The organism is Aureimonas pseudogalii (genome assembly GCF_014196835.1).
Lineage (GTDB): Bacteria > Pseudomonadota > Alphaproteobacteria > Rhizobiales > Rhizobiaceae > Aureimonas > Aureimonas pseudogalii.
Genome location: NZ_JACIEK010000001.1, coordinates 583,447 through 604,928, shown reverse-complemented (window position 1 = coordinate 604,928; position 21,482 = coordinate 583,447). Strand labels below are relative to the sequence as shown.

Sequence of the window (21,482 nt, the reverse complement as noted above, 5' to 3'; positions counted from 1 at the left end):
ACCTGCGTCGGATGCCTGCAACCGACGGAGATCTTGTTCGGAGATCGACCACGAGAGCGGAAGGCGAGGCGCGCTTCAAGGGTTCTTTACGGATCGGAGCCCATGATGCTTCAACGAAGACCAGCGATTATTTGCCGTGGAGCCGCGCCCCGGTCGTCATGAGTCGAGGGGCCGAGGGGCCGCCGACACGTGAGGATCGACGGGCGATCTTGGAAGATCCATCCCGACCATGCCGCCCCATCCTCGCGACGATCTCGCCGAGTATTTCGCGACCCTGCTGCGGGTCTCGCGCGGCGCCATCTCGACGTCGGCGAACGTCCTCGATCTGGGCGCCGATTCCATCATGCTGCTGGAGGCCCGCGGCTGGATCGAATCGCGCTACGGCCGGCGCATCGAGATCCGGCAGTTCTTCGAGGAGCTGAACACGATCGACGCGATCGCCGCCTTCCTCGCCGAAACGGGAGCCGAAGCCTCGACGTGGAGCGACTCGGGCGCACCGCCGCCGGTCGCTCGTGAGAGCATCCTACAGAGGCCGGGCGCAGCGCTCGCCGGCGCCGGGTCGGCCGACATCCGGCTGATGCGCGCGCAGCTCGCCATGGTGGCCGAGGTGATCGAGGCTCAGAACCGCCTGGCCGCGACCCTGCGCGGTCGCATCGAGGCGCAGCCCACGCCGGAACCACCGCAAGCGGCAGGACCCGCCGGACAGCGCGGCGCACCGCGCCGGCCGGCCGGAGCCACCGCGATCCAGGAAACCGAGGTCACGCCCGCATGACACCGTCCGCCACCCTCGACGAAATTTTGTTCCGCCGTGCCGCGCGCGAGCCGGACGCCATCGCCTACCGCTTCCACGCGTCGCGATCCGAGGAGACCGTCGATCTCTCGATGGCCGCGATCGAGCGCAGCGTCCGCTCGATCGGCGCCGCCCTGCAGGCCCGCCGGCTGAAGGGCGAGCGCGTCGTCCTGGCGCTGCCGCACGCACCGGAATTCCTTCTCGCCTTCTACGCATGTCTTTCGGCAGGCGCGCTCGCCGTGCCGGTGCCGGGGCAGCGCGCCGGCAAGAGCGATCCGCGCTTCGCCTCCGTCCTCGCCGATGCCGGCCCCGCGCTGGTGATCGCCGAGCCCGCCACCGCGCCGTGGCTGCGCGAGGTCGCGGCGGCCCATGCGGAAGCGACGGGGCAGGCGGCGCCGATCGTCGCCACGCTCGAGGACCTGGCGGGCGATCCCGCCGCCTTCCGCCGCGAGACGATCGACGCGGACGACATCGCGATCGTCCAGTACACGTCGGGCAGCACCGGCGATCCCAAGGGGGTGATGATCTCCCATGGGAACTTCGTCGCCAATGCGAATCTGATCATCGAGAAACTGCGCCTCGGCCCGTCCTCGCGCGGCGTCCTCTGGCTGCCCTTCTACCACGACATGGGGCTCGTCGGCGCGGTGATCACGCCGATGGTGGTCGGCGGGACCGCCGATCTCATGTCGCCGCAGGCCTTCGTGCAGTCGCCGGCGACGTGGCTGCGCAAGCTGTCCGCCGTCGGGGCGACGACCGCCGTAGCCCCGAACTTCGCGCTGGAGCGCTGCTGCGACATGGCGACCCCGGAAGTCGTCGCCGGCCTCGACCTTTCGACCATCACCTGCCTCCTGACCGGATCGGAACCGGTCAATCCCAACACGATCGAGCGCTTCGCCCGCACCTTCGCGCCCTGCGGCTTCCGGGCGGATGCGCTTCTGGCGTCCTACGGCCTCGCCGAATCGACGCTGCTCGTCACCGGAAACCTGCGCGACCGCGCCGGCCCGACGATCCGCGGCTTCGAGACGGAAGCGCTCGGTGCCAACCGGGCGGTGCCCGCCGTCGAGGGGGCCGCCGCACAGCGCCTCGTCGGCAACGGCGCGCCGGAGGGGCGCGTGCGCATCGCCGACGTCGAGACCGACCGCGCCCTCGGAGAGGGCGAGATCGGCGAGATCTTGCTGACGGGGGCCAGCGTCGCCAGGGGTTACTGGGGTCGGCCGGAGGTCTCGGCGGCGGCGTTCGGAGCGCGGCTCGAGGACGAGCCGGAGGCTGGTCCCTTCTACCGGACGGGCGATCTCGGTTTTCTCCTCGGCGACGATCTCTTCGTCACGGGGCGGCTCAAGAACCTCATCATCGTGCGCGGTCGCAATCTCTACCCGCAGGACATCGAGGAGGCCGCGACGCGCGACCTGCCGGATCTCTCGACCGGCGCGGCGGCCGCCTTCGCGGTGGACCGCGGCCGGGGCGAGGAGGTCGTGCTTCTGGCCGAGGCGACGCGGGGCGGCGTCGCCGCGCTCAAGGACGGGGATGCCGCCGCTTCGCTCGTGGCCCGCGTGACGAAGCGGCTGGGCGAAGGCTTGCAGATCACGCCCGCCGAGATCTGCATCGTCAAGCCCGGCCGCATCCCGCGCACCTCCAGCGGCAAGATCCAGCACGGAGCGGCGCGGGCGGAATGGCGCGAGACGGGGTTCGAGCCCCATCTCGTGCATCGCTGGATCCGTCCGGATCCGGCCGTCGCCGACCCGAACGCGGTGCCGCCGGCCATCGCGACGCGCGGCGAGCTCGAAGCCTGGCTCGTCGAGCGTCTGGCCAGCCATTCCGGGCAGGCGCCGCACCAGGTCGATCTCGACGAACCCTTCGCGAGCTACGGGCTCGACAGCGTCACCGCGATCGAGACGATCGCCGCGATCAACGCGCTCGACCTCGGCGCGCGCCGCGTCCAGCCCGTGGACCTCTACGACTATCCGACGATCCAGCGGCTGCTCGACCACATGTTCGACGCCTGCGAGCAAGCGGCCCCGCCACCGGCGAACGAGACCGACGACGCGACGCCGACCGATCGCGACGTCGACCGCGAGGCTGCGGCGCTGCGGGCGCTCCTCGACGGCTGACGTCGCGATCGGGAGATCGGGGCGCGGCGGGGCAGGGGAACGAGGCGATGGCGAGATTGACCGAACACGAGCTGCACGATCTGCTCCTGCGGGCGCGCAAGCGGATCGAGGCGCTGGAAGCGGGCGTGCGCGAGCCGATCGCCATCATCGGTCTCGCCTGTCGCCTGCCCGGCGCGCCGGATGCGGCGACGTTCTGGGCGAACCTCCTTGCCGGCGTCGATGGCGTCGGCCCGCTGCGCGACGGGCGCTGGGACGCCGAGGCGCTGGTGGCGCGGGGGTCCGCGCCCCAACCCGGCCGCATGCGCACCGCCGATGGCGGCTTCCTCGACGACATCCGGAGCTTCGACGCCGCCTTCTTCGGCATTTCCGGCCGCGAGGCGGATTACGTCGACCCGCAGCAGCGGCTGCTGCTCGAAACCGCCTGGCATGCGCTGGAGGATGCCGGTCTCGTTCCCGCCAGCCTCTCGGGCACCGACACCGGCGTCTTCGTCGCCATCTCCTCCAACGACTACGGCTTCCTCCAGGCCGGCGGCCCGGCGGCGCGCGAGGCCTGGGCGGGCACGGGCAACGCGCTCAGCATCGCCGCCAACCGCCTGTCCTACGTCCTCGACCTCAAAGGGCCGAGCCTCGCGGTCGACACGGCCTGCTCGTCCTCGCTCGTCGCCGTGCACCAGGCCGTGCGCAGCCTTCGCCTCGGCGAGAGCGGCCTCGCCGTGGTCGGCGGCGTCAACGTCCTTCTCAATCCCGACGTCTCCATCGCCTTCTCGCAGGCCGGCATGATGTCGCCGACCGGCCGCTGCCGCACCTTCGACGCGGCCGCCGACGGCTATGTCCGCTCCGAGGGCGTCGGGGTCGTGATCCTCAAGCGCCTCAAGGACGCGATGCGCGACGGCGACGCGATCCGTGCCGTCGTCGCGGGATCGGCCGTCAACCAGGACGGCCGCGGCAACGGGTTGACCGCGCCGAACGGTCCTGCGCAGCAGGCGGTGATCCGCGCCGCGCACAAGGATGCCGGCATCGGCGTGGAGGCCGTGGCCTATGTCGAGGCGCACGGCACCGGCACGCCGCTCGGCGACCCGATCGAGCTGAACGCCCTCGCCAGGGTCATGGCCGGCCGCGAGGGCGCGCCCGTGCTCGTCGGCGCCGTGAAGGCCGCCATCGGCCACACCGAGGCGGCGGCCGGCATCGCGGGCCTGATCAAGACGGTGCTGGCGATGCAGGCGGGGCAGATCCCGGCGCAGCCGCATCTCGCCGCGCTCAACCCACATCTGCGCGAGGCGGCCGAAGCGGTGGCGGCGCCGGTCCGGGTGCGCACGCCCTGGCCGGAGGGGCGCGAGCACGCCGGCGTCTCCGCCTTCGGCTTCGGCGGCACGAACGCGCATGTCGTGCTCGAGCGCTATCGGGCGGAGGCGCCGTCGTCCGCCGTCGCCGACGGTCCCGACACCGCCATCCTCGTGCTGACGGCCAAGAGCGAGCCGGCATTGCGCGCGCTCGCCGGGCGGGTGGCGGCAGAGCCGCCCGCCGACCCCTGCGATCTCGCCGCGAGTCTGGCCGCGCGGCGCACGAGCCATGCGCACCGGCTCGCCCTGCCGGTGCGCCGCGACGCGCCGGGCGCGGTCGGCCCGGCGCTCGCCGCCTTTGCCGCCGGGTCGGCCGGGCGTGCCCGATCGGGGCAGCGCCTCGGCAGCCGGCGGCCGCGCATCGTCTTCGCCTTCGGCGGTCAGGGATCGCAGGCGCCCGGCATGGGCGCGGCGCTCTACCGAGACAGCCCCGTCTTCCGCGCCGCGCTCGACCGCTGCGCCGGCGTGCTCGCCGCCCATCTCGCCATTCCCCTGCGCGAGCTGATGTTCGAGACCGACGCCGACGTGCTGCGCGACACCGTCCACGCGCAGCCGGCGATCGCCGCCCTGCAGTTCGCGTTGACGCAGGAGCTGCGCCATCGCGGCGTGCGGCCCGACGCCGTCATGGGCTACAGCCTCGGTGAATATGTCGCCGCCTCGGTGGCGGGCGCCCTGCCGGAGGCGCAGATGCTGGCGCTGATCGCGCGCCGCGGAGCATTGGTCCAGTCGCTGCCCGAGGCCGGCTCGATGCTCTCGCTCCGGGCCCCCGCGGATTTCATCGATGCCGAACTGCGCGGCCGCGATGCGGTGCTGTCTCTCGCCGCGGTCTTGTCGGAAGGGGCCGTGGTCGTGGCAGGCGCCGCAGACGCCGTCGAGGCGCTGCGCAGGCGCGCCGAGGCGGCCGGCTTCGCCGCTCGGCCCGTGCCGGTGTCGCACGCCTTCCATTCGCCGCTGATGGAGGCGGCGCTGCCCGACCTCGGCCGGCTCTGCGAGGCGACGGGCTTGCGGCCGCTCGACATACCGCTCGTCTCCAATCTCGACGGCGCATCGAGGGCGGCGGGCACGATGCTCGCGCCCGAGCACTGGATGCGCCATGCCCGCGAGCCCGTGCAGTTCCAGCGCTCGATGGAGACGCTGGCGCGCGATCCGACCACGATCGTCGTCGAGATCGGCGCGGGGACGACGCTGACGACGCTCGGTCGCGCGACGGGAACGCTGGAGGCCGGCCGCTTCGTGCCGACGCTGCGCCGGACCGGCGACGGCGCGGAGGCGATCGAGGACGCGGTCGCCGCGATCGTCGCGCTCGGGCTGGACCTCGGCCGCGACGTTCTCGGCAGCGGCACCCTGCCGGGCTCGGCGCTGCCGCTCTACCCGTTCGACCGCACGGTCCACTGGATGGAACCGGCGCGCGACGCGGCGGCGCCGGTCAGCCGGGACGAGCCATTGCCGAAGCTCGCGCCGGCGTCGATGGCCGCGCGCCTGCCGACAACGGGCGAGGCGGGGGAGGACGACCTCCACGACCTCTTCGCCGACCAGCTGGAACTCGTGCGCCGCACGATCGCCAGCCAGTTGGAGGCGATCGGCGGGGCCCCGCCGCCGCCCGGCGTTCGCATGCGCGATGGCGCCGCGGAGGATGCCGGCACCGACGTCTCGCGGGTCCAGGTTCCCGAGCCGTCGCCGCCGCTCGCTGCCGAAACGGCGGTCGCCCTCGTGCCCGAGTCCCATCCGACAGGACCGGCGCCGATGCGTCCGGCCGCGGACCTGATCTGGCTCCTGGCGCAGAAGAGCGACGACGCCTCGCGCGCCTATCACCTTCCCGTCCTCCTCGACATCGCCGGACCGCTCGATCCCGCCGCCGTCGAAGCGGCCTTCGGGACGCTGATGGCCCGGCACGAGGCGCTGCGGGCGTGCTTTCCCTCGCATGGCGTCATGGTCGTGCGCGACGTCGCGGACGTCCGGCCCGATTTCGAGACGGTCGACGGGCGGAACTGGCCCGAGGATGGGCGGGAGGTCTGGATCGCCACGCTCGGGGACCGGGCGTTCGATCTCGCCGCCGATCCGCTGATCCGCGCCCGGCTGCTGCAGGTGGGCGAGGAGGCGTGGGTCCTGTCGATCGAGGCCCATCACCTCGTCTCCGATGGCCTGTCGATGAACGTCCTCGTCGGCGAACTCGCCGCGCTGTGCAACGCGGAGCGGCGGGGCGAGACCGCCGTGCTGGCGCCGGCCCCGTCCTACCGCGCCTTCCTGAACGAGCGGGCGGCGGCGCGGACGAGGCCGGGCGCCGAGGCGGACCGGGCCTACTGGCTCGCCCGCCTCGGCGCGGGCGCGCCGGCGCTCGATCTCGCCACCGACGGGACGCGCGGCGCCGCCAAGGGCTGGCGCGGCGACAGCGTGCTCAAGATCCTGGATGCCGCCGAGACCGAGCGGCTGAAGGGGGCGGCGCGCTCGCTCGGCCTGACGCCCTTCATGCTCCTGCACACGCTTCTCGCCGTGGTGCTCTCCCGACTCGCCGGGCAGCGCACGGTCGCCATCGCGACCCCGACCGCCGGACGGCCGGAGGGACCGGGGCGCGACGTCGTCGGCTACTGCTCGGACCTCATCTTCTCGCTCTGCACGATCGAGACGGACGTCGCGCTCGCGGACCATTGCCTGCGGGCGCGGAGCCAGCTCCTTCAGGACATGGCCCATGCCGACCATTCCTTCGCCTGGATTGCGGAGGATCTGCGCGGAACCGGCGCCGAACTGCCGCTTCAGGTCGTCTTCAATTATCAGAACGCCTATGCGGCTGCGGTCTTCGAGGGATTGTCGGTCGGGTTCCGGCCCCGGCCGCTGCGCTATCTCGACGGCGAGCTGACGCTGAACGCCGTGGAGGTCGGGGGCGGGCTTGCGCTCGAGCTGAACTACGACACCGGGCTCTACGCCGCCGGCACGGCGCGCGCGATGCTGGAGGCGTATGCGGCGCTCGTGCGGGCCGTGGCATCGGGCGCGCGCGGACCGCTCGGCACGCTGCCGCTTCTGACGCCGTCGGCCGCGCAGCGCCTCGACGGGCTCGGCCGCGGCGAGGTCTGGCCGGCGCCGGTCGAGCCCGTCTTCCGGCGGATCGAGCGGATCGCCGCCGAGACGCCGGACGCGGTCGCGCTGCGCCGCGGCGACGACGCGCTGACCTACGGCGCCTTGAACGCGCGAGCGAACGCGTTGGCCCATCGCCTCCTCGCCGCCGCGGTCGAGCCCGAGGCGCTCGTCGGCATCCATCTGCCGCGCGGCATCGACCTCGTGGTGGCGCAGCTGGCGATCTCCAAGGCGGGCGGCGCCTTCGTCGTGCTCGACCGGCGCCAGCCGGCGGAGCGGCGGCGACGGATCGCCGCGCAGGCAGGCCTCGGCCTGATCGTCGGGCCGCAAGGCGATCTCGGCGGCACCGGCGCGCTCTTCGTCCCGGCGGAGGCGGGAGCGGAGTTCGCGCGCACCGATCCCGCGCGTCCGGTCGGGGTCGGCGCGCTGATGACCGTGATCTTCACGTCGGGCTCGACCGGCGAGCCGAAGGGCGTGACGATCGAGCACGGCCCGGTCGCCAACTACGTCGCCTGGCTCGGCCGGAGGCTGGGATTGACGCCGGTGGACCGGATCCTCCAGTTCGCCGCGCTCGGCTTCGACGCCAGCCTGGAGGAGATCTACGGCGCGCTCGCCCATGGCGCCGGCCTGACCCTTCGCGACGAGGATCTGCCGGCGGGCGCGTGCGCCTTCTGGGACGACGTCGCCGCCAAGGCCATCACCGTCCTCGACCTGCCCACCGCCTTCTGGCACGAGCTGATGGGCGAGCCCGCTGCGCTCGCCCGCATTCCCGCCGGCCTGCGGCACGTCGTGCTCGGCGGCGAGGCGGCCAAGCCCGCGGCGGTGGCGCGCTGGCGCGAACGGGCTCCTCCGGCAATCGGTCTCTGGAACACCTACGGCCCGACCGAGACCACCATCGTCTGCACCGCCGCGCGCCTCGATGTCGGGGGCGACCTCGTCGATCCCGGCGACGGGCGAGCGCCCGTCGATCCCGGCGAGGGCCCGGTGCCGATCGGAACGCCGGTCGCCAACGCCGTGGCGCTCGTGCTCGACGCGGCGCTGCAGCCGCTGCCGCCGGGCGCGGTCGGTACGCTCTACGTCGCGGGCACGCTGGCGCGCGGCTATCACGGCCGGCCCGACCTCACCGACGCCGCCTTCGTCGCGGTGCCCGGTCGGGACGAGCGCTTCTACCGCACCGGCGATCTCGTGCGCTGGCGGCCGGACGGGCTGCTCGACTATCGAGGACGCGCCGACGACCAGATCAAGCTGCGGGGCTTCCGCGTCGAGATCGGCGAGATCGAGAAGGCGCTGGAGCGGCTGCCCGCCGTCGCGGGCGCGGTCGTCGTCCCGCACGACGTCGGCGGGACGACCCGCCTCGCGTCCTACGTGGTGCCGCGCCTTGGCACCTCGTTCGACCGCGCGGCGCTTCGGGCCGAGCTCCTGCGCCGGCTGCCGGACTACATGGTGCCGCAAGCGATCCTGCCTCTCGCGCGCCTGCCGCTGAATGCCAACGGCAAGGTGGATCGCCGGGCGCTGCCGGCGGTGGACTGGCCGGGCGAACTCGCAAGCGGGGTGAACGGGGGCGCGGCGGGCGGCGAGGGCGCGCCGCTGAACGCAAGCGAGCGCGTCGTCGCCGCGATCTGGGCCGAGGTGCTGGGTGTCGATCCCGCCGCGCTGTCGCCGGGCAGCGACTTCTTCGCCGTGGGCGGCGACTCGCTCCTCGCGATGCGCGTCCTGACGCGGCTCGGCGCGGCGGGCTCGGCCGCGCTGTCGGCACGCGACCTCTTCCGCGCCTCGCGGCTCGGCGATCTCGCGCGCCTTCTCGGTTCCGCTCCCGACGACGCGGCGCCGGCGCCGGTCGCGATCGCGCGGCAGGTACGGGGGCAACCGCTGCCGCTGTCGCCCTCGCAGCGCCGGCTCTGGTTCCTGCATCAGCTCGATCCCGCGCGCGGCACCTACAATCTGCCCTCGCGGATCGAACTCTCCGGCCCGCTCGATCCCGAGCGCGTGCGCGCCGCGCTGGGCGCGCTCGCTGCCCGGCACGAGAGCCTGCGCTGCCGCTTCGTGGACCGGGACGGCGAGCCCCTGGCGGTGATCGACGAGGCGGGGGTGCTGCCCTTCGAGATCGTCGATCTGTCCGACCGGGACGACGCCGCCGCCGCCGTGGAGCGCGCGGCGCTGGCCGCCGCCTCCGCGCCCTTCGATCTCGAGGCCGGACCGCTCGTGCGCGCCGCGCTGTTCCGGCGCTCGGCGACGGCGCACGTGCTCGTTCTCGCCGCCCATCACATCGTCACCGACGGCTGGTCGATGGCGATCCTCGGCCGCGACTTCGCGCTCGCCTATGGCGCGGCGGCCGACAGCGGCCCGTTGCGCGGTCTCGGGCTTCCCGCGCTCGACTACGCCGATTTCGCGGCGGCCTCGGCCGGCGCGCGGCTGGCGCTCGACGCCGAGCCGCTGCGCGCCTTCTGGCACGGACGGCTCGGCGATCTTCCCGAGGTGCTGGAGCTTCCCGCCGACCATCCGCGGCCCGACGTTCCGAACGGCGAGGGGCGCGTCCATCGCTTCGCCCTGCCACGCGAGGAGGCCGGGCGCCTGGGAGAGACCGCCCGGCGCCTCGGCGTCACGCCCTTCGCCGTGCTCTTCTCGGCCTGGGGCCTGCTGCTGGCGCGCCTGAGCGGGCAGGGTGCCTTCGCCATCGGCACCGTCACCGCCAACCGCACGCTGCCGGGCTCGGAAGAGGTCGTCGGCTTCTTCGCCGACACGCTGGCGCTGCGCTTCGACGTCGCCGACGAGCCCGGCTTCGACGCGCTCTGCCGTCGCGCGCAGGGCGAACTCCTCGACGCCATGGCGCATGCGGCGCTGCCCTTCGAGGCGATCGTCGAGGATCTCGTCACGGAGCGCAGCGAGGGCCATTCGCCGATCTTCCAGACGCTCTTCGTCTGGCAGAACACGCCCGCGCCCCCGCAGGAGGTCGCCGGCCTCGCGATCCGCGCGGTGCGGCTCGACAAGGGCGCGACGCAGTTCGACCTCGTGCTCGACATGACGCAGACCCGGGACGGCATCGAGGCGATGCTGGAATATCGCACCGAGCTCTTCGAGCCCGCGACGATCGAGGACCTGGCCATCCGGTTTTGCCGGCTTCTCGCCTCGGCTCTCGACGCTCCCGAAGCGGCCGTGGGCGCGCTCGCCTTCCACGACGGGCCGGTCGTCGTCGCCGCGGCGGCGATGCCGGACATCGCGGACCTGCGCCTCGACGCGATCCTTGACGCCCATGCGCAGGATCGTCCGCACGCCGTCGCCGTGGTGCATGAGGCCGCGGACGGGCGGGCCACGCAACTGACCTGGGCCGAGTTCGAGGCCGCGTCGGCCGCCATGGCGGCCTTCCTCCAGGATCGCGGCGTCGGCCACGGCGACCGGGTGGCGATCGCCGCCGAGCGCTCGCCGGCGCTGCTCGTCGCGATCTACGGAGCGATGAAGGCGGGCGCGGCCTACGTGCCGCTCGACCCGGCGGCGCCGACCGAGCGCCAGCGCGGCCTGCTCGCCGCGTCGCGCGCCTGCTTCCTCCTGACCGAGGCGCCGCTGCTGGCGCTCTTCGCGGACGCCGACGGCCGGCCCGGCGTGCCGTATCACCTGCTGGAGAACCCGCTTCCGGCCGGCCGGGGCCTCGTCCGCCCCGCGCACGACGCCGGGCTGCCGCTCTACGTCATCTTCACCTCGGGAACGACGGGCACGCCGAAGGGTGTCGTGGTGCCCCATCGCGGCGTCGCCAACATGGCGCTCGGCATGGGCCGGCGGCTCGGCGTCGGTCCGGGCGACAGCCTCCTGCAGTTCGCGCCGCTCAACTTCGACGCCTCGGCGCTGCAGATCTTCGTGCCGCTGCTGGCGGGCGGGCGCTCGGTCCTTCACCACCGGCCGAACGGCCTCGGCGCGCGCGACTTCATGGACCTCGCCGAGCGCCACGGCCTCACCATGCTCGACCTGCCGGCGGCGCTCTGGCGCCAGTGGGTGGACACGATGACAGAGGAGGGCCTGCGCATGGCGCCCACCATCCGGATCTTCCTCACCGGCGGCGAGGCCCTGTCGGGGCGCACGATGCGCCGCTGGGCCGCGCTCTGCGACCGCGAGGTGACGTTCCTCTCCTCCTACGGCCCGACCGAGGCCTCGATCACCGCCACGGCCTATCTCAGCGACAGCCGCGCCATGGCCGCAATGGGCGACGTCTCGCCCGAGATCGGCCGGCCCCTGCCGAACGTCGCCGTCCACATTCTCGACCTGTTCGGCGCTCCCGCCGCGCCCGGCACGATCGGCGAGATCGCCATCGGCGGGCCGGGGGTCGCGATCGGCTATCTCGACGACGACGAGCGCACCGCCGGCGCCTTCGTGGAGCGGGCGGGCCTCGGCCGCGTCTACCGAACCGGCGACTACGGCCGCGCCACGCCGCGCGGCACGTTCGAGTTCCACGGGCGGCGCGACGCGCAGATCAAGATCCGCGGCTTTCGCATCGAGCCTGCCGAGATCGAGGCCGCGCTGCTCGCCCATCGCGGCGTCGCAGCCGCGCTCGTCTCGGCACAGAAGACGGCGGACCGGCGCTCGCGCCTCGTCGCCCATGTCGTGCCGGCGACTGGCGAGTTCGGCGGAGTCGAGGCGGATGTCCTGATCGCCTCGCTGAGGGCGCATCTCGAAACGGTCCTGCCCGAGCACATGGTGCCGGCGGCGATGATGCATCTTCCCGCCTTTCCGCTGCTGCCGAACGGCAAGATCGACCGCCGGGCGCTGCCGCCCGTGCCGGAGGGGCCGGCGGCGTCCCTCGCCTTCGAGGCGCCGCGCGAGGGCGCCGAGGCCGTGCTTGCCGCCATCTGGCGCGAGATGCTGGCGCGCGAGAGCGTCGGGCGGCACGACAATTTCTTCGAGCTCGGCGGGGATTCCATCCTCAGCCTGCAACTCGCCGCCCGCGCCCGGCGGGCCGGCCTGCGCTTCGACGTGCGCGCGGTCTTCCGCCACCAGACGCTCGCGGCGCTGGCCGCGGCAGCGGCCAGCGCCGACGAAACCGACGCCGACGATCCGTCCGCCGAGGCCGCTCTGCCGGCCGGGATGACGTCCGAGGAGCGCGACCGCCTGCTGGCGGAGCGGCCCGGCGTCGAGGCGGTGCACGACGCCACGTTCGGGCAGGAGGGCATGCTGTTCCATTCGCTGCTCGCCCCCGAGAGCGGCGCCTTCCTGCTGCAGACCCGCATCGATTTCACGCAAGGCCTCGACGTCGCGGCGCTGAAGGCGGCGATCGGCGATCTCACCGCCCGCCATCCGGTGCTGCGCACGGGCTTCCTCTGGGAGGACCGGGCCCATCCGCTGCAACTCGTGCATCGCTCGGTGGCGCTGCCCTGGAGCGAGGTCGACCTCACCGACGCCGCCGACGAGGCCGGGGCGCTCGACGATCTGGCGGCGGCCGACCTCGCGCGCCCGCTCGATCTCGCCCACGCGCCGCTGATGCGGCTGACGCTGGCGCGCCGGCGCGGCGGCCATACGCTCGTCTGGCTGAAGCACCACGCGATCGTCGACGGCTGGAGCATGGGGCTCCTCTACGACGACCTCGTCGCCTTCTATGGGGCTCGCATGGCGGGACACCCCCTCGACCTCGACCCCGCGCCCGGCTTCGAGCGTTACGTTCGCTGGCTCTCCACCCGCAACCGCGCGGCGGCCGAAGCCTATTGGTCGCTGGAGCTCTCCGGCTTCGACGCGCCGACCGAACTCGGCATCGGCCGGGACGCGGCGGCCGAGACCGGCGCGGTCGGCCTCGCGGCGCGCCGGATCGACCCGGACGCCTTCGCCCCGCTGGCCGCGGCGGCGCGGGCCGAGCGGGTGACGCTCGCGACCCTCGTGATGGGCGCCTGGGCGCTGCTCCTGTCGCGCTATTCGGGTTCGCGCGAGGTGCTCGCCAACGTCACCGTCTCCGGCCGGCCGCACGATCTTCCCGGCGCCGAGGACATCGTCGGCATGTTCCTCAACGCGCTGCCGCTGCGCGCCGACGCGGACGACGGCGAGGCGCTGTGGTCCTGGCTGCGCGCGCTGCAGGAGCGGCAGGCCGCCAACGACGCGTTGGGCCATCTCGGTCTCGCCGACATCCAGCGCTTCTCCGGCGTTCCCGCCGGTCAGCGGCTCGCCGAGACGCTGGTGATCGTTCAGAACACGCCGCTCGGCGCGGCGGCGTCCGGCAGAGGCGCGGAAGGGCTCGGCGGCCTCGTCGCCGGCATGACCGGCCTCCAGAAGACCAGCGCCCCCGTCACGCTGTTCGCGGAAGGCGAGGCGGGCGGGCTCGCGCTGCGCGTCCAGTACGATGCCGGCCGCTTCGACGCGCCCGAGATGGCGGTGCTGACGGAGCGGTTCGCCCGCCTGCTTCTCGGCATGGCCGAGGCGGCGACGCTCGGCGATCTCCGTCTGATGGACGCCGACGAGGAGGCCGGCGTTCTCGCCCGCTCCGCCGGCCCGCTGGCGCCGCTGCCCGACGCGCCCTCGCTGATCGCGCTCTTCGAGCGGCAGGCGGCGCGCACGCCGGACGGGGTCGCGCTGTTCGACGGACGCGACCGCCTCTCCTATGCCGAGCTCGACCGGCGCGCGCGCCGCATCGCCTTCGCGCTCGCCGACGCTGGCGTCGTTCCCGGCGACGTGGTGGCGCTCCTCACCGAGCGCTCGCTCGACGCCACGGCTGCGCTTCTCGCCATCATGAAGGCGGGCGCCGCGTTCCTTGCGCTCGACCCGAGCTACCCCGCCGCGCGCCTCGCCCACGTCCTGGAGGATTCCGGCGCCGCGATCCTCCTCCATGCGGGCGACCTGCCGCCCGGTCTCGACGCAGCGGCGCCTCGCCGCCTCGCGCTCGCGGCCGCTCTGGAGACGCCGGAGGCCGGCCGCGGCGAGACCCCCGGCGCGGCCGTGCTCGCCCCCGACAGCCTCGCCTACCTCATCTACACGTCCGGCTCGACCGGCCAGCCGAAGGGCGTGCGGGCGCTGCATCGCGGCGCGCTCAACCGCTTCGGCTGGATGTGGCGCGAGATGCCCTTCGCGGCGGGCGAGGTCGCGGTGCAGAAGACGGCGCTCTCCTTCGTCGACTGCGTGTGGGAGATCTTCGGGCCGCTCCTCGCGGGCGTGCCCTCGCTGGTGCTGGGCGATGCCGACGCCCGCGACGTGCCGGGCCTCGCCGACCGCCTCGCCGCACACGGCGTCTCGCGTCTCGTGCTCGTGCCGACGTTGCTGCGCGCCCTGCTCGACCTCCATCCCGACCTCGGGAGCCGGCTGCCGAAGCTCATGCACTGGATCTCGTCGGGCGAGGCGCTGTCCGCCGACCTCGTCGCCGACTTCCGCCGCGCGGTGCCGGCCGGACGGCTCGTCAACCTCTACGGCTCCTCGGAGGTCGCCGGCGACGTCACCTGGTTCGACACCGCCGAGATGGCGCCGGGCGCCATGCGGCCGGCCTCGCTCGGCCGCCCGCTCGACAATTCGTCGGTCTACCTCCTCGACGCCGCGCGCCGTGCCGTGCCGGACGGCATGCCGGGCGAACTCTGGATCGGCGGTGCCCATCTCGCCGCGGGCTATCACGGCCAGCCCGGCCTTTCCGCAGAGGCCTTCGTGCCCAATCCCTTCGGCGAGGGCCAGTTGTTCCGCAGCCGCGACTGGGGCCGGCGCGAGCCCGACGGCACGATCACCTTCCTCGGACGACAGGACGGACAGGTGAAGATCCGCGGCATGCGGGTCGATCTCGCCGAGGTCGAGGCGGCGCTGCGCGGCGTCGACGCGGTCGCCGCCGCCGTCGTCCTCAACCGTCCGGGCACCGACGGCCGGGCGCGGCTCGTCGCCTACTACACCGGTGGCCTCGATCCTGCCGATCTGCGCCTTACCCTCGAAGCGATCCTGCCGCGCCACATGGTGCCGGCCGCGCTGGTGGCGCTCGCCGACATCCCGCTTCTGCCGAACGGCAAGGTCGACCTGCGCGCCCTGCCGACGCCGGACGACGAGAGTGCGTCCACGGCCGGACCCGTGGTGCCGCCACAGACCGCCACGGAAACCGCGCTCGCCGCAATCTGGGCCGAGGTGCTGGCGCGCCGGCCGCAGGACATCGGCCGCACCCACAACTACTTCCACCTCGGCGGCGACTCGATCTCGGCGATCCGGGTCGCGACGCGCGCCGCCGCCGCGGGCCTCGCGGTCGGCGTGCGCGATCTCTTCGAGACCGCGACGCTCGCCGATCTCGCCGTGCGCGCGGACGCCGCCGCTCCCGCGCTCCGTGACGTCACTCTCGGCGCGGGCTTCCCGATGCTGCCGGTGGAGGCCTGGCGCTCGGTGCGTCTCACCCTCGACACCCCGATCGCGGACGGAGAGGCGCGCCGCGTCCTCGCCGCGCTCGCTGCCCGGCACGACATCCTGCGCGGTCGGATCGAAAGCCGGGCGACGGGCCCGGTGCTGGCCTTCGGCGAGAGCGCCGACATCGAGGCGCCGGCGGCGCTCGCGGTGGCGTTCGACGACGCGGGGGGCGGCGTCGCGGCGATCGTGCTGCGCGCCCATCCGCTGCTGCTCGACGCCGCGGGCTGGCGGATCGTCCTGTCGGATCTCGTCGCGTTGATCGCCAGCCGCCCGCCCGCCGGCACCGCGCCCCGGCTCGCCCTTCTGCCGCCGGTCCCGATCGAGGCCGCGCTCGACGCCTCGGCGTCGAGACGCCTGTCGCCAAATCTCGACCTCGACCTCGACCTCGCCGAGCTTCCGGCTTTGGCGGCGCGTCATCTGCGCAGCGGTGCCGACGCGCTCATCGCCGCCGCACTCATGGCATCCGTGTCCGGCCTGCCCGGCCCGGTCGGGTTGGTCGTCGCGGATCGCCCGTCCGGCACGGCGGGTCTCGCCACGGCGCGCGAGCGCCTGGTGGCGTTGCCGACCTCGACCGGCGACCTCGCGGCAGACCTTCGCGCCGCCAAGACGGCCCTCGGAGCGCCTGCGAGGGCTGCGGCCGAGACGTTCGGTCTCACGGTGCGGCTCGTCGGGGGCGATGCGGCCTTCGCCGTCTGCGCGGTCGAGACGCCGGTGCTGCCTCTGGCCTTCGAGGCCCCGCCGCATCTGGAACTCGCCCTCGCCGGGGGATCGCTGCGGCTCGGCCTGCATGGCTGCAACGAGGTGCCGGCGGCGCTCTCCGTGCTGCCCGATGCGCTGGCGGACGCCCTGCGCGCGCTCGCCGCGCTCGCCGCACGGCCCGACCCGGCCGTCTGGCTGGATGGCGATTTTCCGCTGGCGACCTTCCGCCCCGGTGGGCTGGATGCGCTCGCCGCCGGTCATCCCGATTTCGAGACGGTCCATGCCGCGACGCCCGGCCAGACCGGCATGGTCTTCCACGCCCTCGCCGACCCCGACAGCGCGGTCTACGGCATCCACACGACCCTGAGGCTGGGTGCCGGCCTCGACGTCGAGGCGCTGCAGGGGGCGCTGGGCGCGCTCGTCGCGCGCCACGCGATCCTGCGCACCAGCTTCGACTGGTCGCTATCCGACCGGCCGCTCCAGATCGTCCACCGCCACGTACGGTTGCCGCTCGAACGCCTCGACTGGCGCGGCCGTTCGGCGGACGACCACGACGCGGCGCTCGCCGCTCTCGTGGCGGCCGACCGGGCAAGGCCCATCGACCTGTCGGGTGCGCCCGCCATGCGCGCGACGCTGGCGCTGGCGCCGGACGGCGGCAGCGCGCTGCTCCTCGCCGTCCATCACGCGGTGGTCGACGGCTGGTCGCTGCCGCTGTTGCTGCGCGATCTCGCCGTGCTCTATGACGGCCTCGTCGGCCTGCCCGTCGCCGCGCTCGCCCCGGCGCCCGACTTCGCGACGCATGTCGGCTGGATCGCCGCGCAGGACCGCGAGGCGGCGCGGGCGCACTGGCGGGACGGCTTCGCCGGGCTGACGGCGGGCACCGACCTCGTGATCGGTCGCGGCACCGCCGCCGAGATCGGCGTCTTCGCCAGCCACCGCGTGACGCTCGACCCGGCCGCGCTCGCGCCGCTGGCACACCGCGCCCGGAGCGAGGGGATCACCCTCGGCACCGCCATTCAGGGCGCCTGGGCTCTCCTCCTCGCGCGCTACAACCAGGGCGAGGACCAGGTCTTCGGCGTCACCGTCTCGGGCCGCCCCGCCGACCTGCCCGGCATCGAGGACGCGGTCGGCCCCTTCGTCAACGTGCTGCCGCTTCGCGTGCGGACCGTCGACGCCGAGGGCGTCCCGTCATACCTCGGCGCGGTGCAGGAGACCCATGCGGGCAACGACCGCTTCAACCACCTGACCTTCGCCGACATCCAGGCCCTCAGCGGCCTTCCCGCCGGCGAGCGGCTCTGCGACAGCCTGCTGGTCTTCCAGAACTTCCCGCTCGACGGCGGGCTCGCGGCGCGGCTTGTCGCTCCCGGCGCGTCGGTCCCGGAAGGGGCGGGGCTCGTGGACCTCATCCGCGGGATCGACGGACACCAGACCACGAGCTACGCGCTCACGCTCTTCGTCGTGCCGGAGGGCGAGGGTCTCGCCGTCGAATTCGTCTACGATGCCGGGCGCTTCGCGGCGGGCGAGATCGCGGCGCTCGCCGACCATTTCGCGACGCTCGTCGAGGAGCTCGGCGCCGCACGCACGCTCGGCGAGGTCGACATTCTGCGACCGGAGGCGGAGGCCGCGATCCTCGCCGCCAGCCTCGGGCCGGACCGGCCGGCATCGGCGGCCGGCTCCGTGCTGGCGCTGTTCGAGGCCCGCGCCGACGCCGCGCCCGGCGCCCCGGCGCTGATCCACGGCGACGGGGTCGCGACCTATGCCGAGATCGAAGCCGACGCGAACGTCCTTGCCGCGGCGCTGCGGGCGCGTGGCATCGGCCGCGGGGCGGTCGTCGCGGTGCACATGGAGCGCTCGCCCCTGACCGTCGCCTCGCTCCTGGCAGTCGTCAAGGCGGGCGCGGCCTGGCTGCCGCTCGATCCCGCCTACCCGGCCGACCGGCTCGCCTTCATGATCGAGGATAGCGGCGCCGTGCTCGTCCTCACCGACGGCGGCGCGCTCGCCGCCGCGCCGGTCTGCGCCGTGCTCGACGCCGGTGCGGTGCTGGCCGCGGGTGGCCCGGCGGAACGCGTGACCTCGGCGCTCACGCCGGACGATCTCGCCTATCTCATCTACACCTCCGGCTCGACCGGCCGTCCGAAGGGCGTTCGGGCGCTGCATCGCGGGCTTCTCAACCGCCTCGAATGGAGCTGGCGCGCGCTGCCCTACGGCGCCGACGAGGTGGCCGTCTTCAAGACGGCACTGCCCTTCGTCGACTCGGTCGCCGAGATCTTCGGGCCGCTACTCGCCGGCGTGCCGGCCGTGGTGGTGGCGAACGACGACGTCGCCGACACCGGACGCCTCATCGACACTCTCGCGATGCGCCGCGTGACCTGGATCGTGCTGGTGCCGTCGCTGCTGCGCGCCATCCTCGACCTGCCCGGCGGCGCGGCGCGCCGGCTCGGCGCCCTGCGCACCTGGATCGTCAGCGGCGAGGCTTGCACGGCCGAGCTGGTGGCGCGGTTCCGGGCCGAGCTGCCCGGTGCCCGGCTCGTCAACTTCTACGGCTCTTCGGAGGTCGCCGGCGACGTCACCGCCTTCGACACCGCCGGCATGGCGGTCGAGGACGCGCGCGCGCCGGTGCCCATCGGCCAGCCGATCGACCGCTCCGGCACCTACGTGCTCGACCGCCGCCGACGGCTGGTGCCGCAAGGGCTGCCGGGCGAACTCTACGTCACCGGCGACAATCTCGCGGACGGCTATCACGCCCGGCCGGGCCTCGACGCGGAGGCCTTCCTGGCGAACCCGTTCGGCGCGGGGCGGATGTTCCGCACGAAGGACTGGGCGCGCTGGAACGGCTCGGGCGAGATCGAATTCCTCGGCCGGCAGGACGGGCAGATCAAGATCCGCGGCATGCGGGTCGAGATCGGCGAGGTCGAGGCGGTGCTGCGCAGCCAGCCGGGGGCGGGCGACGCGGCCGTGCGGCCCGTGCCGGCGCCCGGCGGCGGGCTGGCGCTCGCGGCCTATTGGTGCGGCCCGGCCGAGCCGTCGGCGCTGGTCGAGGGCCTGCGCGCCACGCTCGCGGGGCACATGGTGCCGCAGCACTGGACGAGGCTGGGCGCGCTGCCGCTCCTGCCCAACGGCAAGATCGACCGACACGCCTTGCCCGATCCCGAGAGGACGCGCCTCGCGGATCGCGACGCCGACGCCGATGCGCGGCCCGCCGGCTATCTCGAAGGCCTGCTCCTGCCGGTCTGGGCGGCGGTGCTCGACCGGCCCGAGTCTTCCGTGCCCGCCACCGAGGACTTCTTCGCGCTCGGCGGCCATTCGCTGGCCGCGGCGCGCGCGGTGGCGGACATCGCGCTGTTGACGGGCATCAAGCTCCGCCTGCGACGGTTCTACGACGCCTCCAGCCTGCGCACCGTCGCCGCGCGGCTCGAGGAGGACCTCCTCGCCTCGGTGTCCCCGGCGGAACTGGAGCGGCTGATCGAAGAGGCTCGGCGAGAGCTCTCCGGGGAGACGAGGCGATGACGGCAGGATCCCTCCCCACGGCGTGGAGCGATCTGCCGCGCGAGCTTCGCGACGCCGTGCTCGCCAGGCTGCTCGCCCGGCGCCTGAGGGACGGCGCGGGGGCGGACGAGCCGGCGCTCATGCCCACAGATCGCAACGCGCCGGTGCCGGTGTCTCTCGAACAGGCCTTCATTTTGCGCCAGCAGACGCGGTACGGCGGGCGCGTGGCCTGGACGATCGCCGCGCCGCCGATCGTCTTCGACGACGTGGACGTCGATGCCGTCCGTCGGGCCGTGGCGGCGCTCGCCCGCCGGCACGACGTTCTGCACATGACGATCCGGGAGGAGAACGGACGCCTCGTGCAGCGGCTCGACCCCGATGCGCCCGCGCCGCTGGAACTCACGACGCTGCCGCTCATGGCGGCCGTGACGGGCGCCGAGGGCTGGGTGCGCCGGCGATACGAGACGATGCTCGCCCAACCCTTCGATGCCGTGACCGGACCGCTCTGGAGGGCCGAACTGATCAGCCGCGGCGGGCGCGGTGTCCTCCTCCTGTGCTTCTGCAGCCTCGTCGCCGATGGCGAGACGCTGCACCTGATCGACGCGGAGCTGCGCGCGCTCTACGCGGCCGAACGAGGCGGCGCGGCGTCCGAACCGCCGCGGCCGGCGCTCGACTATGCCGATTACGCGGCCGCGCAGGATCGGCTTCTGCGCGGGGCCCGCTTCGGCTCGGCGCTCGCGTGGTGGCACGAGCGCCTCGCCGGCGGCCCGCCCGGGGCCTGGGCGGACGGGCGCGAGGGCATCGGCCCCGCCCGCCTCTACGAGCAGGAGATCGGGGCCGGGACCGGCCGGGCGCTCGACGCCTTCGCCGCCGCGCGGCGCACGACGCCGCACGTGGTGCTGCTTGCCGAGTTCGCCGCGTTCCTGCGCGAGCTGGACGGGACCGACGACGTCTGGGTGGCGTCGGCGACGACGTCGCGACATCTTGCGGGAACGCAGAGCATGATCGGCACCTTCGCGCGGCTGCTGCCGCTGCGCCTTCGCGAGCCGGCAGCGGGCGATGCCCTCGATGGCGTCGGCGCGACGCTTCTCGAGGCCCTCGACCAGGAGCCGGTGCCGCATGTCCTCCTGCAGGAGATGCTGGAGGCGGCCCATCCGGCCGCTGCTTCGCCCTTCCGCTACATCTTCAACCATCGGCAGGTCGGCGAGAAGAGCGACAAGGGCGGCGAGGGCGACGTATCCTTCCGTCACGGACCCCGACACGCCGAGGCGCATCGCGAAGAACACGTCCTCCTGATGGTCCTGCAATCGGGCGAGCGGCGCGAGCTGCACTGGTATCTGCGAACGGATCGGTTCGGCCCGGCCGACGCGCAACGGCTGCTCACCGGCTTTCTCGCGGCGCTGCGCCGCAGGATCGGCATGCCGCCCGCCGCGGCGGGCGAGGCTGGCTGACGGTGTTCCTCGGCTTTCGAAACGACTTCCCAGCCGAGTTGGCGGCCACCCGGGCCAAGCGCCCGCACGGCACCGGGATCGAGCTGTGGCGGGTTGACGAGGCCCGCTTGGGCCGGAAAGCAAGATCACCCGCCGCTGGGCACGGCGCGGCACGAAGCCCTCGGCCCCGCACGACCCGCGCATCATGTGGGCGTATGTCTCTGGCGCCGTC

Annotated in this window: 4 protein-coding genes; all 4 read left to right on the top strand. The window is 73.9% G+C overall.

Annotated elements, in window-relative coordinates:
* Positions 1–229 precede the first annotated feature (229 nt).
* Genes GGR04_RS02745 through GGR04_RS02730 form a run of 4 tightly spaced genes read left to right on the top strand, consistent with a single transcriptional unit; the run spans position 230 to position 21,271 of the window.
* Positions 230–772 (top strand): acyl carrier protein, encoded by a 543-nt coding sequence (locus tag GGR04_RS02745; protein WP_183197596.1) that lies wholly within the window; start codon positions 230–232, stop codon positions 770–772.
* Entirely contained in the window at positions 769–2,898 is a 2,130-nt protein-coding gene (locus tag GGR04_RS02740) for an AMP-binding protein (protein ID WP_183197594.1), read from the top strand. Before GGR04_RS02745 ends, GGR04_RS02740 begins: the two co-directional genes overlap by 4 nt.
* A gap of 47 nt (positions 2,899–2,945) precedes the next feature.
* Complete coding sequence (locus GGR04_RS02735) at positions 2,946–19,841, top strand: non-ribosomal peptide synthetase/type I polyketide synthase (protein ID WP_183197592.1); 16,896 nt, start codon at positions 2,946–2,948, stop codon at positions 19,839–19,841.
* Positions 19,838–21,271: a condensation domain-containing protein gene (locus GGR04_RS02730; RefSeq protein WP_183197590.1), complete on the top strand. Its 1,434-nt coding sequence runs from the start codon at positions 19,838–19,840 to the stop codon at positions 21,269–21,271. The genes GGR04_RS02735 and GGR04_RS02730 overlap by 4 nt, the downstream gene beginning before the upstream one ends.
* Positions 21,272–21,482 lie beyond the last annotated feature (211 nt).

Bases quoted from the DNA above. Each gene is read 5' to 3' on its own strand.
- GGR04_RS02745 (WP_183197596.1), top strand. From the start codon at position 230: ATGCCGCCCCATCCTCGCGACGATCTCGCCGAGTATTTCGCGACCCTG.
- GGR04_RS02740 (WP_183197594.1), top strand. From the start codon at position 769: ATGACACCGTCCGCCACCCTCGACGAAATTTTGTTCCGCCGTGCCGCG.
- GGR04_RS02735 (WP_183197592.1), top strand. From the start codon at position 2,946: ATGGCGAGATTGACCGAACACGAGCTGCACGATCTGCTCCTGCGGGCG.
- GGR04_RS02730 (WP_183197590.1), top strand. From the start codon at position 19,838: ATGACGGCAGGATCCCTCCCCACGGCGTGGAGCGATCTGCCGCGCGAG.